Source organism: Cyclobacterium xiamenense (genome assembly GCF_042140265.1).
Classification (GTDB): domain Bacteria; phylum Bacteroidota; class Bacteroidia; order Cytophagales; family Cyclobacteriaceae; genus Cyclobacterium; species Cyclobacterium xiamenense_A.
In genome coordinates this window covers 3548217-3561784 of the sequence record NZ_CP159481.1, presented here as the reverse complement: position 1 = coordinate 3561784, position 13568 = coordinate 3548217, and the positions used below count along the sequence as shown (strand labels likewise).

General features: G+C 49.3%; 9 protein-coding genes and 1 tRNA gene. 4 read left to right on the top strand and 6 right to left on the bottom strand.

All coding sequences use genetic code 11. From position 1 onward, the window contains the following. Positions 1-193 precede the first annotated feature (193 nt). Positions 194-1198, top strand: a complete 1005-nt coding sequence (gene gap / locus ABWH99_RS14575; protein ID WP_375582580.1) for a type I glyceraldehyde-3-phosphate dehydrogenase — start codon at positions 194-196, stop codon at positions 1196-1198. A 146-nt stretch (positions 1199-1344) separates the two neighbouring features. Here the strand turns inward: gap and ABWH99_RS14570 are convergent, their stop codons facing one another. Further along, positions 1345-2898 (bottom strand): hypothetical protein, encoded by a 1554-nt coding sequence (locus ABWH99_RS14570; RefSeq protein ID WP_375582579.1) that lies wholly within the window; start codon positions 2896-2898, stop codon positions 1345-1347. Positions 2899-3076: 178 nt separating this feature from the next. On the opposite strand from ABWH99_RS14570, the gene ABWH99_RS14565 reads away from it, so the two are divergent. Both ABWH99_RS14565 and ABWH99_RS14560 read left to right on the top strand, forming a co-directional pair. After that, entirely contained in the window at positions 3077-4630 is a 1554-nt protein-coding gene (locus tag ABWH99_RS14565) for a sulfatase (protein WP_375582578.1), read from the top strand. Next, a complete protein-coding gene (locus ABWH99_RS14560; RefSeq protein ID WP_375582577.1) occupies positions 4630-5895 on the top strand; it encodes a hypothetical protein in 1266 nt (421 codons plus the stop codon). The genes ABWH99_RS14565 and ABWH99_RS14560 overlap by 1 nt, the downstream gene beginning before the upstream one ends. A 4-nt stretch (positions 5896-5899) precedes the next feature. Here ABWH99_RS14560 and ABWH99_RS14555 read toward each other — a convergent pair whose 3' ends face one another. The 3 genes from ABWH99_RS14555 to ABWH99_RS14545 form a co-directional block, all read right to left on the bottom strand. Then, complete coding sequence (locus tag ABWH99_RS14555; protein ID WP_375582576.1) at positions 5900-7027, bottom strand: mannonate dehydratase; 1128 nt, start codon at positions 7025-7027, stop codon at positions 5900-5902. 1 nt (position 7028) lies between these two features. Beyond that, the gene (locus tag ABWH99_RS14550) at positions 7029-8231 is read right to left on the bottom strand and encodes an alpha/beta hydrolase family protein (protein ID WP_375582575.1); all 1203 of its coding nucleotides are present in this window, start codon (positions 8229-8231) and stop codon (positions 7029-7031) included. A 111-nt stretch (positions 8232-8342) separates the two neighbouring features. Next, positions 8343-10835, bottom strand: coding sequence for a M56 family metallopeptidase (locus ABWH99_RS14545; protein WP_375582574.1), 2493 nt, complete (start codon positions 10833-10835; stop codon positions 8343-8345). 645 nt (positions 10836-11480) lie between these two features. Between ABWH99_RS14545 and ABWH99_RS14540 the strand changes: the two genes are divergently transcribed. Beyond that, positions 11481-11900: a transposase gene (locus ABWH99_RS14540; RefSeq protein ID WP_375582573.1), complete on the top strand. Its 420-nt coding sequence runs from the start codon at positions 11481-11483 to the stop codon at positions 11898-11900. Between the two features lie 140 nt (positions 11901-12040). Here ABWH99_RS14540 and ABWH99_RS14535 read toward each other — a convergent pair. Both ABWH99_RS14535 and sucC read right to left on the bottom strand, forming a co-directional pair. Continuing rightward, positions 12041-12114 (bottom strand) — tRNA-Arg (locus tag ABWH99_RS14535). Between the two features lie 37 nt (positions 12115-12151). Beyond that, complete coding sequence (gene sucC / locus ABWH99_RS14530) at positions 12152-13366, bottom strand: ADP-forming succinate--CoA ligase subunit beta (protein WP_375582572.1); 1215 nt, start codon at positions 13364-13366, stop codon at positions 12152-12154. Positions 13367-13568 lie beyond the last annotated feature (202 nt).

The window sequence follows — 13568 nt, the reverse complement described above, 5'->3', positions numbered from 1 at the left end:
CAACTAATCAAAAGCAAAATTTCAATGATAAATTAAATTTTTATAAATTTGACCATTGAAAATTTCGACATGATTGTTGAAATACCTTGTTTTACTAATTATGATTTGGTCGCCTTGCGGGCAAGTTTTAGCGACGAAACAAGGAACTGCAGTTGCTAATACTCTTTAAACCTTAGATTAGAAAAGTTACATTATGGAAAAAATCAAAGTAGGGATCAATGGATTCGGTAGAATAGGGAGACTTGTATTTCGCGCCGCTCAGGAAAGAGAGGATGTGCAAATCGTAGGTATCAATGACCTGATTGATGTAGACTACATGGCCTACATGCTAAAATACGATTCCACGCACGGACAATTCAAAGGCGAGGTGGAAGTTAAGGACGGGAAATTGGTGGTCAATGGAAATGCGATTCGCGTTACCTCCGAAAGAAACCCTGCGGACCTGAAGTGGGCGGACGTCGGTGCTGAAATCATCGTTGAATCTACCGGTTTGTTTCTTACCAAGGAGACTGCAAAGGGACATATCGAAGCAGGTGCCAAGAAGGTGGTGATGTCTGCGCCCTCCAAGGACGATACGCCCATGTTTGTAATGGGCGTCAACGAGTCCTCCTATACGTCTGACATGGTATACGTGTCCAATGCCTCCTGTACCACCAACTGCCTCGCGCCGCTTGCCAAGGTAGTCAACGATAATTGGGGCATCGAAGAAGGGCTGATGACCACGGTTCATGCCACCACGGCTACCCAGAAAACGGTAGATGGGCCCTCTGCAAAAGACTGGAGAGGCGGCAGAGGAGCGGGACAAAATATCATTCCATCCTCTACCGGTGCGGCCAAAGCTGTAGGAAAAGTAATTCCCGAATTAAATGGTAAATTGACAGGGATGGCTTTCCGCGTCCCGACTCCGGATGTTTCGGTAGTCGATCTTACGGTCCGATTGGCCAAAGGAGCCAGCTACGAAGAAATTTGTGCCAAGATGAAAGAAGCTTCCGAAGGTGACCTGAAAGGGATCCTGGGCTATACCGAAGATGCGGTGGTATCCAATGACTTCATCGGAGATGCACGCACTTCTATTTTCGATGCCGGAGCCGGCATACAATTGAGTGACAAGTTTGTAAAACTGGTTGCCTGGTACGATAACGAATGGGGCTATTCCAACAAGGTAGTAGACCTGGTACAGTACATTTCCAAAAAATAAGCGGTTATCAAAAACCGCAGCAATTTGGGGGGGTTGAATGCAGCTGCATTCAACCCTTTTTTTATGTGCCTTGGGGCGGGTTCCTTCCAGAACTCCGGCCATTATTTGCCATGGGGCCTATTTGATTTGCTCCGGCCGATCGTGGATTAGCGTAGTTCCTGGAGAAGTTTCAGGGTCTCCCGGTGTAGTATGGGAGCCGTTTCCGGTCCCAGCGAGTTTACCTCTCCGTAGGGGGCATCGCTCCTGCCGTATGTGAACGGAGGCTTTTCGTCCCATTGGCTTTTTGGCACAATGTAGCCGATCATGTCGTTTGCCATGCCGCTAAAAAAGCGGTAGCTGCCTTGCATCTGGCTACGGATGGAGGGAACTTCTACCGGATCGATGGCAAAATCAGCGCCCACCGGTGATTCCACACCTCCGTTGGCGATTTCTGGGTACAGTTCGCCCGGAATGTGCACAAAGGATGCCGGGCCCAGGGTCCAGGCGTTGACCTCGGACCTAACCTTGCCCCATTCGATAAAACCCCGGTCAAAAACGCCCACAAATGCGGCCAGTCGAAATAAGTTGTTTGTCATCGGTAGGGTTACGGTTTTTGCCCGTAGGGAGAGACTCCCTTCACCGATGCTCTTCATTCCGGAATTCATGGTTTTAAAGCTGATGGCGGCCAGGGCCAGACCCTGGGCGTCGATTTTTTCAACGCCTGGCTCGCTAAGCACCTTTCCGGTGTACGGATGAACGACGCCGTCCCTCGGACGCGTGGTCATCAAGCCACCCAGGGCACCGTTCATAAAAATGGCCACTCCCCCCAAACCCTCGTGCAGGACGGTATCTCCGCGGACAATTCCTTCTTCCATGTATTTTCTCCAATAATGGGGAAAATCGGAGCTAATCAGCGTATTTTGCGCCCAAAGTGTTTCCGGATGGTTGCCCCAATTCATGAGAAGGCCGATGGTCTTATCCGTGTCTCGTTCGCATACCTGCATCAGGCGGATCGCCGGGTCAAGGACGGTTGGTTCCCGGCTATCGCCTACCAATGGGATGGCGTCGCTTTCGTTGACTGCAAACTTCAGTCGGGCGGGCCGGAGGTTTTCCACGGCCGCCAGCACCGACGCCTCAATTCCGTCAAATACTTGCTGCTGGTATGCCTCATTCACCCCTCGGGTAAAGGGACCCGGTCCCCACATCCCCATCAGGTCAGGAGAGGAATGAACGTGGGTACTGGCAATGATCAGGTGGTCCAGCTTCGTTTTTTCCAAAATACGTTTCCTGAGAGTCAGTACTTCGTCGTTGCCAAACCCGATCATGTCGATGACGCAAAGTCCGAGTGTATGGTTACCGTCTCCCAGGACCATGCTCCTTGCCCAGAGCGGATCATTTATTCCCGAAGCCGGTTTGTTCTGATGAAAGCCTGCTACCCAGATGGGGTCGAATTTTCCGTTTTGATTCAGGTCATGGTAGGTATCTCCATCTTGCTCCCGGTAGCGGGCATCTCCGTTGGCATCTGACCAGGTATCAAATCCGGTAGGGCTGATGTCCACTTTCGCAAATCCCGCCTCAATGGTTCCGGGCTGTTTCTTTTCTAAAAAGAGGTCAATTGAATACCCCGAATGGCGGTCTCTGAATTGGTAGGCGCCGTAGCTAAAAATTAGTAGCGTCACCACCACCAATGAAAGCAACAATACTTTGATCCAACGTTTCATTCCTGGTTGTTTTTGAATTTTTCTTCCGCGTCAAGGCCCCACACTTTCCGGGACTTTTCAGTCCAAATTTACCCCGAAAAGCGCGGTTACAAAAAGCTATTTTTAAGCGGAGTGTTTTTGATTTTCTATAGGTTTGAGTAATATAGACAAAAAATATGTTTCTTTTGAAAGAACGACCATGAAACAGTTCCTTTATTGCAGCGCGGTAGTGCTTTTGCTTCATTTTTTTTCCTGCGAATCGTCAACACCTTCTAGGCCAGCCCGACCCAATATTTTGTTTATTTTCAGTGATGACCACGCGACCCATGCTATCGGTGCCTATGGGCCAAAAACAGGCAATCCCGAGCTTCACCAGTATGTACAAACTCCAAACCTGGATCGGCTGGCCGAACAGGGAGTATTGTTTACCAATGCCTTTTGCACCAATTCCATATGCGGCCCTAGCCGGGCGGTCATCTTAACAGGCAAACACAGTCACTACAATGGCATGTTGAACAACGATACCACCTTCAACGCTGCGCAACAGACCTTTCCGAAAATTCTGCAGCATTCCGGCTACCGAACCGCCTGGATTGGAAAATGGCACTTGCTGTCCGATCCCACCGGCTTCGATTACTGGTCGGTCTTGACCAGGGGCAACGGGCAGGGGTCCTATTACAATCCGATCTTCACGGAAGCGGGTGGACAGCAGGAGGAAACCGGGTACACGGCTACTCTCATCACCGATCGGGCCATCGGGTTCCTGGAAGGACAGAAGGATACGGATAAACCTTTTTTTCTGGCTTACTCCCACAAAACACCCCACCGGGAATGGGTTCCCGCGCCGGAGGAATACGGTCTTTACAAGGACCTGGATTTACCCTTACCGGCCAATTTTTACGACGATTACGAACACCGCACGAGCGCCGCCCTGGAACAGGAAATGGAGATCGCTTCTGATATGAACGAACGGGATCTTAAGTTGGTTTATCCGAACTACATGAACGAGGCCCAATTGGCCGAATTTGACGCCGCGTACGGGCCTGAAAATGCAGCCTTCCAGGAAGCTAACCTTTCCGGCAAGGCACTCACCGAATGGAAATACCAACGATACCTGAAAGATTACCTGCGCTCGGTCGCCAGCATGGATAAGGAGATCGGTCGGGTACTGGATTACCTGGAAGAAAGCGGTTTGGCCGCGACTACCATTGTACTATACAGCTCCGATCAGGGCTTTTACCTGGGGGATCACGGCTGGTACGACAAACGCTGGATGTACGAGGAATCCTTACGCATGCCGCTGCTGGTGAAATGGCCTGGAGTGACCTCGCCGGGCAGCCAGGTCGACCAATTGGTCCAAAATCTGGATTTTGCACAAACGTTTTTGGATATGGCGCAAGCACCCATTCCCGAAGACATGCAAGGCAGAAGCCTGGTACCACTGCTGCAAAATCCCGTAGAAGTAAAATCCTGGCGGGAGTACATCTATTACCACTACTATGCCTATCCCGATTGGCACATGGTGCGGCAGCATTACGGCATCCGAACAGACCGTTATAAACTGGTCCACTACTACACCATCGATGAATGGGAGTTTTTTGATTTAGAAAACGACCCGAACGAAATGCACAGCCGTTATGCGGATCCGGGATACCGGGAACAGGTAGCCCGGATGAAGGAGCAATTACAAGAAGCCAGGAGGCACTACGGAGATACCGTCGTTTTGAAACCTACCTCCAAATACCACCGCTAATGATGGATCGAAGGACATTTTTACGCTCTTATTCTCTGATGGTCGCAGCACTGAGCAGCGGACCCACCTGGCTAAGCACTGCCGCTACCAGGCAAGCAGTACGGATCACCGAAGGCCCTGGGGGGCATTGGTTTGGCTATTACGACAAATGGCAGGTGGACCCGTCCGGGCGCTATGCGCTGGGCTGCAAGGTGACCTTTGAGGACCGATCTCCGAGGGATTCCGATAGGCTGGAAATCGGTTTGATCGATTTGCAGGAGGGCAATCGCTGGGAAAAGATTGGTGAGAGTCGGGCTTGGGGTTGGCAGCAGTCCTGCATGCTGCAATGGATACCCGGTTCGGCCGGGGAGGTAATTTGGAATGACAGAGAGGACGAAACCTACGTCAGCCGGATTTACCAGCTTCGTAGCGGGCAAACCCGAACCTTACCCCAGCCCGTTTATGCCTTGTCGCCAGACGGTTCCTTTGCCGTGGGAACGGCCTTTAACCGAATACAAAACCTCCGTCCGGGCTACGGGTACGCAGGTATTCCCGACCCCTACAGGGAACAAAAAGCACCGGGAGAAATCGGTCTCTACACCATGGATTTGCGTACCGGGCGTACAAACCAGTTACTGAATCTGGCCGATTTGGCCCGGATTCCCCATTCAGGTACGGATGTCAGCGACAATTGGCATTGGTTGAATCACATGCTGGTAAGCCCGGACAGCCGGCGATTGCTTTTTCTTCACCGTTGGCGGCCGGAGATTTTGGAAAATCAGCTAATGGCACGAACAGGGTTTGTCACTCGAATGATCACCGTAGATACTACTGGAAAGGATCTGTATGTAGCGGATCCTTCCGGTAATTCCTCTCATTTCGTATGGAGAGATTCGCAGCATATTTTTGTGTGGACCCGCCCGGAAGGTAGGGAAGCCGGGTTTTGGTTGATCGAGGACAAAACCGGTGAAATGGAACGGATCGGCGCGGAGGCCATGGATCGAAATGGCCACAATACCTACGTGCCGCATACCAATCAGGAATGGGTATTAAACGATACCTATCCGGACAAAGAACGATTGATCACACTATACCTGTACCACATTCCCAGCAAACGAAAAATTATTTTGGGCAAATTTTACTCTCCAACGCGTTTTTTTGGGGAGTGGCGCTGTGACTTGCATCCACGGTGCGATCAGCAGGGGAGACGGGTGTTCTTTGATTCCACGCACGAGGGATCGCGACAAATGTATTTCCTGGATATTTCGGATATCGTTGGCACCTGAGCGATTACCGGGAGCCTTTTCCCACCCCTTCCATCAATCCCCGAATATAACCAATGGCATACAGGGTACCAATGGTACTGTAGCCGGGTTTATCGTTGCGGTCACCCGCCATGGTAGGTACATGGTCGGGGCGAATCGGACCGGTAAATCCGATGGCATGTAATGCGCGCATGGCAGCAAACATGTCGGTCTTGCCCTCGTCGTGGAAGGTCTCTACAAAATTGTATTTATCGCCCTTCACATCCCGAAAATGTACAAAGTGGATCGCTTTTTTTTGGCCGAAATACCGAATTGCTGCAGGAATATCCACCCCATTTTCACCCTCGCCCATGGAGGCAAAACTCCCCTGACAAAACGTAATTCCGTTGTAGTAGCTCGGCACGATGGAAAGCAGGCGCTCGAAGGCTTCCACTGAGGTCATGATTCGTGGGATTCCCTGAATTTGATCCACCGGTGGATCGTCGGGATGCAGGGCCAACTTTACCCGGTATTTTTCTGCTTCGGGTACCACCGCGTCTAAAAAATACTGCAAGTTATCCCACATGCCTGCATGGGTCAAGTCTCCGTATTCCCGAATAGGTGGTTTCTCCCGAACCTCTTCGATATCAAATCCGCTGACCAGAGCACCACCTCTTCCCGGCCGATCCAGCACCGTTCTGGCCCAACTGATCACCGGCATCCAGTTGTAACAAACGGTGTCTATTCCTTCCAGTGACAGGTTTCTCAGCAGTGTAATAAAGTTGGCGATTTCTTCGTCCCTACCCGGCAATCCCAGTTTGGTTTTGGTTCCCAGAGATGGAGGTCCTTCGATGACGCGCAGGCTGAGTCCTTCTTTCCTCCAAGCTTCTTTTACGCCGCGGATCACCTCTCGGGACCAGGGTTTCTGATTGGCAAATCCGGCGAGGGTAGGGTTGATCCCTCCCACGGCACCCAGTACATCCATTTGCCTGGCAAGCGCCGTTTTACGCGGCTCGACGCCCCAAAAATACGCCAGACACAGTTGCATACCCAGGTCTCTCGTATAGTCGCCTGCGGCCAACTCCCTATCCGGCAAAAGATCAACGGATCCGGTCAGGCTCATTCCCGCCAGTCCTGCGGTATGCCGTAGGAACGTTCTTCTCCCGTTACTCATGCTATTTCCCGAATAGTTGATCTGCAAAATCCATGAATCGCTCCCAATCGTACGGAGTGAGGTTGTGTTTTCCGTCCCGGATATGATGCCCGGCGTAGGGCAAGTGCAGGGGCGATTCCGGGGCGGGCAGGCTGGCAGGAAAGCTGCCGTCCATCTTGTATATTTCACGATGTACACGGGTTCCGAGCCGCAGGGAAAGGAATTCTCCTTTTGGATCGGCCCATTGATCCTCCGAGGCACTGGCAACATATACCGCACGGGGCGCGATTGCTGCCACCAAAAGGTGTTGATCTACCGGAAGTAGATCTTCCTGGTCGTTGTACCGATTGAAATTATCCGTAAACCAATAGGGAAAGCTGGTGTTGATTCGTTTGACCGTTTCACCAAACCGTCTCCGGGAAAGGGCTGCTCCGCCGCATCCCGATTCATTGGAGACGGTGATGGCCCATCGGGTGTCCTGTGCACCGGTCCAGAGCGCGGCCTTGCCACCCCGGGAATGTCCCACTACCGCAGCCTTTCGCACATCAATCTGCCCATCGGTGATCAGATAGTCCATGGCCCTCATGGCTCCCCAGGCCCACGCACCCAGTCCCCGCATGCCGTTTTCCATTTCCAATTGCTCGGGATAGAGGGTATTCAGAATATCTGCCTTAAAAGTATCGTTGTTGTCGTCCGAAACATCCTTCACGTGAAAGGTCGCGGCCGCATACCCTCTTTCTATGATTGCCTCTGCGGGCCAAAAACCCGTCCTCACCTGACGGGAAGGGTCAATGTTTTCCGGGTCCCGGTGATTGATCAATAAAAAAACAGGAGCCGGCCCGGTCACTGCGGTGGGAACAAACAAGATCAGCCGCAATCGGATGGTTCGCCCTTTCCGCTCCACCAGAATGTCGATCTCTTTCAAATGGGCAGTTCCATTCATTGCTAGCTTGTCCTCTGAAGCCAATTCGAAGCGTATTGCATCCATATCTCCGGGAACCTGTCCGTAAACCTCGTTTTCGAACAAAGAAACAATTTCCCCCCTTCGCAAATATTCCCAGTCTCGAATGGTTTCGATGGCTTCACCCCTCAGGGAGACAAATGGATCCGGCAGCGAAATGGGGTGTACCTTGGATTCCTCGTAATTATACGCATCATTCTGCGCTATTCCTGGGAGACAAGCGACTGCAACAAAAACAAAACTCAGGGTGGTTTTTACTAGCATGGGTACTGGCGGTTCGTTTACGAATGCTGCAATATAAAGAAAACCTGCCGATGTATGGAAGCAGATCTTCTATAAGCAAGCAGGTAATCACGGTAGCCGGTTGTTGGTTGTCTATTTTTTGGTGATGATCAGGATTGCGCCATGTTTCGCCTTTGACCCAAATAAACCGGTTTGATCTCCCTTCATCACCTGTATGGACTCGATACGTTGGGAGTTCATCTTGGTCAAACTGCGCTTATCCTGCTGTATCACCCCATCGATTATGTATAATGGGTCTTGCGTAGAATCGAATGGCTCGGACTGAAACTGATCCGCATAGTCAATTTTTCGGAGACCATTGCTCCGCAGTGCTTCCTGAACGCGTTGGATTGTTTCCATTTTTACACCTTCGGCAGCATAAAAAACCACTTCGGTGGTTTCCGGGTTCCATTCCTGAAGCCGTACAATACTCCCGATACTTTTCGATAGGTCAGCCGACATGGGAAGGGTAAACCCATCAATTATCAGGTAGTCCCGGTTGAGGATTTGTAGAGGAACTTTTTTGTGCAGGGCGGGCAGTGCAGGTTTCCTTTCTTTTCCTGCGTTCGATTTCCCGTAGCCATTGACCGTGATTTCTTCCCCATACATTTCCTTCTGGGACGGAGGCAAGGGAATATCCCGATCCCGGAGCTGAAAGGTAACCGGCAGCAGAACCAGGTAGGTATCTTTTGGGTGTACCGGTTCGAGCGGAGGTAGGTCAGTCAGTACGGAAAGCAACATTTCCTTAATTTCCAGAGACAGCGGCTCTACAATTTCGTACGAAAGCACCTTTCCTTCTCCGTCTGTCCGGATCTTGAGCAAGGCTGTTCCAACGATGCCTTCCTCTCTATCGGTAGTAGGGTATTTCAGCTTTTTCAGGAAATGCCTTTTTGCGGCATCTCCCAACCGAATGGTACCTGATTTTAAATCATTGACCGTCTTTTCGAGAGTAAATTTACCTTCAGAACTGGCCTTGGTTTGGGTCTTGCCTGTGTTTGGAGAATTTCCTGCCGGCAGTTGCGGTTGGCTGTTGATGCGCTGAGACATTTCAAGATCGCGAGGGTAGTCGGTGAGGAACAGGCTGGCCTGTACGACAACCGGCACCCTGCTGCCTGCATGCGCTCCCGGAATCCACCTGGGGCCATCCGGATGGCTGACCGCATCCAACAGCTGCTGGTCCACTGTACCGCCGAAACTCTTCTTGATGACTGGATGCCTGATTCTGCCTTCCTGATCAACGATAAACTCCAGGGCTACCGAGCCCGAAACAGGACGGAGCCCTTCCCGGCTGGCTTGGAGGTTTTGCTGCAGGTAATCGTACCAACTGGCCCATCCCGCGGCGGGGAGCGGTTGCTGGTCCACCGATTCAAAATCCAGAGCGTTTTCGTAGCGTTTGACCATGGTGGAATTGGAGCGGAGCGATTCAATCAACTGCAGTACCTGCACGTACTCGCTTTCGCTATGAATACCCGAAAATTCATAGGATAATTCACCGAGTTGGGCAACTAATTGCTCGTTTTCCAGTGCGCCGATACGTTCGTAGTGCACCGGGTTTTTCATATTCTTTATCTTGATCCCCACTTGAAGGGAGTCCTGAGCGGCCAGAATCTGGTTTTTCAGCAGGTGTACCGGGCGTGTACTTATTTGGTTGAAAAGGGTGATTCCTTCTTTGGTCTTCATGGACACCAGGCCAAAGAGCATCAGCATCAACGGAACCAGCATCAGCAGTTTAAACCAATTGGTTTTCTGGGGGCGTTTTATCATCAGGATTCGGTTCAGGGTAGTGGAACGGACAAAGTAACTTCCCAATGGTAGGTCCAACCCCTTAAAGGCCATCTTGGCGATCAGCTGTGTGTAGGAAAGTTTGTTTGCAATTCGTTTCAACACCTGTGCATCTGCCTGGTATTCGTGCAGGTCCACCAGGGCCATGCGCATCAGGTGCACCATGGGGTTAAACCAGAACAGGATACTGAGCACCTGGTAATACAGGACATCATAGGAGTGGCGTTGTCGGACATGTTCCAATTCGTGTTCCAGAATTTGCGCTTTTTCCCCTGCCTGCAGGTGCGGATGCTCCTCCCAGAAGACCTTGTCAAAAAACGAAAAAACCGGGGCAAGTCCGTAAGTAGGGACTTTAAAATAATTGCCCTTTAATACATAGACGGTTTGGTACCACCCCTTTTCTAAAAGTTGCCTCAATTGAAAATATTGCCATAGCACATGGATGGAAAGCAATGCTACAACGAGCAGGTAAACCAACAGGAGATAATCCGTAACTTCCCAGGGTACTGGTAATTTGCTGCCCGTTACCGTTACTTCGGGTAAGCCGAAGGTCCCGGCAATTTCTTCCGTATCGGTCCCGTCAAAAGCTCGTAAGAAAGCGGTATTCTCCAGGGATATGCTGGGTTTGTTAAACGCGACAGGTATCTCCACCAAGGGAAATATAAGTGCCAGTACTGGGGCTAGCAATAAATAAACCCGATTTACCAAAAAGGTTTTTTCGTTCTTGAGAAAAACCCAATAAAGGCCGTAGAAAAAGGCCAGGCAGAAAGTACTTTGCCAGATGTAATTGATAATCGAAGCCATAGTTTATTATTTTTCCTGGTGTGTGAATTGGATAGATAGGTTTATATAGTATTGAAAGGCATCTGAATTTGGGTAGCTTGGCGGGGCACTACAAAAAAACGTCCGTTTTTTTTCCAGAGTTTTTTTAATCGGGTTTGCTTGAGACAAATGCCCGGTTAGGAACGCGGGAGCGAGTAACGTGGGTTTGCAAGCTTTCGATATCCCTGTCCTGATACCCCATTGGCCTCCTTTTGATTGCGACGACCGTGGAAAGATAAAATCAGTTTGGTTCATTGGATCTATTTTACCTGACAGGACAACGTGCCATTGCATTAAACTTAACCATTTAGTTTTTAACTTCCAAATTAATGGTCTTTTTTTTTATGGATCGAATAACGCTGTGTAACAACAGGTCCATTATATTCGAAAGAACCCCAGACCTATCAGTTCCATTGTAGCAGCAACGCGGGCAGAAGGCTTAGGGGCGAACGCATACAGGCAAGACAATGAATGCATCGGTACGCGTTGCCTGGCCGGATAGAAATACTTCCAGGAAAGCAGTTTTTTATATATACTTCTTTGGTATCGTATTTGTATATAAAAATAATCGTACCTTTACATTTATTATATTTATAAAATAACGTTTAATTTAAATCACCAGACAGAATGACGATTCAAGAGTTTTTAAACAAGTATGCAGATCTTTCGAAAACAGATGCTATCGTTTATATGGAAGATGCAGAGGGAAAGGTTTTTCACTCGATTGACGATGCCCATAAAAAAGGAAAGCATCCTTTTGTAACCAAAAACATTAAAGATACTGCAATTGAAGACTTGGGCGAGTTGGGTATACTTTCTAAATCCGAGGCATCAAAATTTATCGATTTATTACAATTCATTTACGGTGCGGAGGGAAAAAGCGATAAAAGCATTTCCAGAGGTCGACGAACCTACTCAAGTCAGGAAAAGGCTGCGATCTTGAAAGCCTGGAAAAAAGCGGAATCGGAGGGAAAGACCAAGGCTGACTTCAGCAAGGAGACGGGTGTTACGTATCAGACCTTGTTTAAGTGGATCAAAGAATCCTAATGGATAGCTCCTGCTTGCTTGGTGCCGGGTGATTCATCCTGATACAGGTCCGATCACTTGAAAACGTAAGTAGTTTCTGAGCAAGGCGAGGAATCTGACAAAAAACAAAAAGCCCCCTTAGAAATAAGGGGGCTTTTTTGTACACCCGGAAGGATTCGAACCCTCAACCCTCGGAGCCGAAATCCGATATTCTATCCAGTTGAACTACGGGTGCCTGTTTGCGATTGTGGCGCAAAACTAACAAAATTTATTTAAGGTTGCAGTACATTTTGTACTTTTTCTGCAGCTTCTTTCAAAGTAATTGCTGAGGTAACTTTCAGTCCCGATTCGTCGATGATTTTTGCACCTTCTTCTGCATTGGTTCCCTGAAGACGGACGATGATCGGTATCTGTATGTCACCGATGGACTTATAGGCTTCCACCACTCCGGTAGCGATTCGGTCACATCGTACGATGCCACCAAAAACGTTGATCAGTATGGCCTTTACTTTGGGATCTTTCAGAATAATTCGAAACCCTGCTTCGACAGTCTGTGCGTTGGCTCCTCCTCCCACATCAAGAAAGTTTGCTGGCTCTCCGCCGGAGAGCTTGATCATGTCCATGGTGGCCATGGCCAGCCCTGCACCATTCACCATGCAGCCCACGTTTCCGTCCAGTTTTACGTAATTCAATCCGGACTTACCGGCTTCTACTTCCAGCGGGTCTTCCTCGTCCAAATCCCGCATTTCAGCAAGTTTTTTGTTTCTGAATAGCGCGTTGTCGTCCAAATTCACCTTTGCGTCCACCGCCAAAATCTGATCATCAGAAGTTTTCAATACCGGATTGATTTCGACCTGCGATGCATCGGTGCCTTCATAGGCCGCATACAGGGCAATGATGAATTTCACCATTTCTTTAAAGGCATTGCCTTCCAATCCGAGTTGAAAGGCAACCTTTCTTGCCTGATAGGCCTGAATTCCTAGGGAAGGGTCTACCCATACTTTGATTATTTTTTCCGGGCTGTGTTCGGCCACCTCCTCGATATCCATACCACCTTCGGTGGATGCCATGATGACGTTACATCCAGCGGCCCTATCGAGCAAAATGGATAAGTAGTACTCTTTGAATTCCGATTTCCCCGGATAGTATACGTCCTGCGCCACAAGGATTTTCTTCACCAGTTTTCCATCTTCACCCGTCTGTAGGGTAACGAGTGTACCATTCAATATCTTACCGGCTTTTTCAGGAACTTCCTCCAGCGACTTTGCCAAGACCACACCACGGGATCCTGTTTCTTTGATTTCCCCTTTTCCTCTACCGCCGGCGTGGATTTGGGCTTTCAGAACATACCAAGACGTATCGGTGGTTTCGGTCAGCTTTTTTGCTGCTTCCAGCGCCGATTCCGGGCTATCGGCCACAATTCCCTCTTGAATTTTTACTCCGTATGAATTTAATACTTCCTTTGCTTGATATTCGTGTATATTCATTCTCTTCGAATTTTTGCCCGAAGTTAATGTCAAATGTCCGATTATTCAAGGGTTATGTCTCGCTTTTTGGGTCCTTAGGAAAAGAATGTTTGTTTTTCCGAACCTTCCAATCAGCTATTTAATTATAAATCAGCCGTATACTGAAACAAACAGGGATAAACCGGAGCAATTTCCTGCTTTTTTGAAAATTTGATTAATTTTA

Bases quoted from the DNA above. Each gene is read 5' to 3' on its own strand.
- gap (WP_375582580.1), top strand. From the start codon at position 194: ATGGAAAAAATCAAAGTAGGGATCAATGGATTCGGTAGAATAGGGAGA.
- ABWH99_RS14570 (WP_375582579.1), bottom strand. From the start codon at position 2,898: ATGAAACGTTGGATCAAAGTATTGTTGCTTTCATTGGTGGTGGTGACG.
- ABWH99_RS14565 (WP_375582578.1), top strand. From the start codon at position 3,077: ATGAAACAGTTCCTTTATTGCAGCGCGGTAGTGCTTTTGCTTCATTTT.
- ABWH99_RS14560 (WP_375582577.1), top strand. From the start codon at position 4,630: ATGATGGATCGAAGGACATTTTTACGCTCTTATTCTCTGATGGTCGCA.
- ABWH99_RS14555 (WP_375582576.1), bottom strand. From the start codon at position 7,027: ATGAGTAACGGGAGAAGAACGTTCCTACGGCATACCGCAGGACTGGCG.
- ABWH99_RS14550 (WP_375582575.1), bottom strand. From the start codon at position 8,231: ATGCTAGTAAAAACCACCCTGAGTTTTGTTTTTGTTGCAGTCGCTTGT.
- ABWH99_RS14545 (WP_375582574.1), bottom strand. From the start codon at position 10,835: ATGGCTTCGATTATCAATTACATCTGGCAAAGTACTTTCTGCCTGGCC.
- ABWH99_RS14540 (WP_375582573.1), top strand. From the start codon at position 11,481: ATGACGATTCAAGAGTTTTTAAACAAGTATGCAGATCTTTCGAAAACA.
- sucC (WP_375582572.1), bottom strand. From the start codon at position 13,366: ATGAATATACACGAATATCAAGCAAAGGAAGTATTAAATTCATACGGA.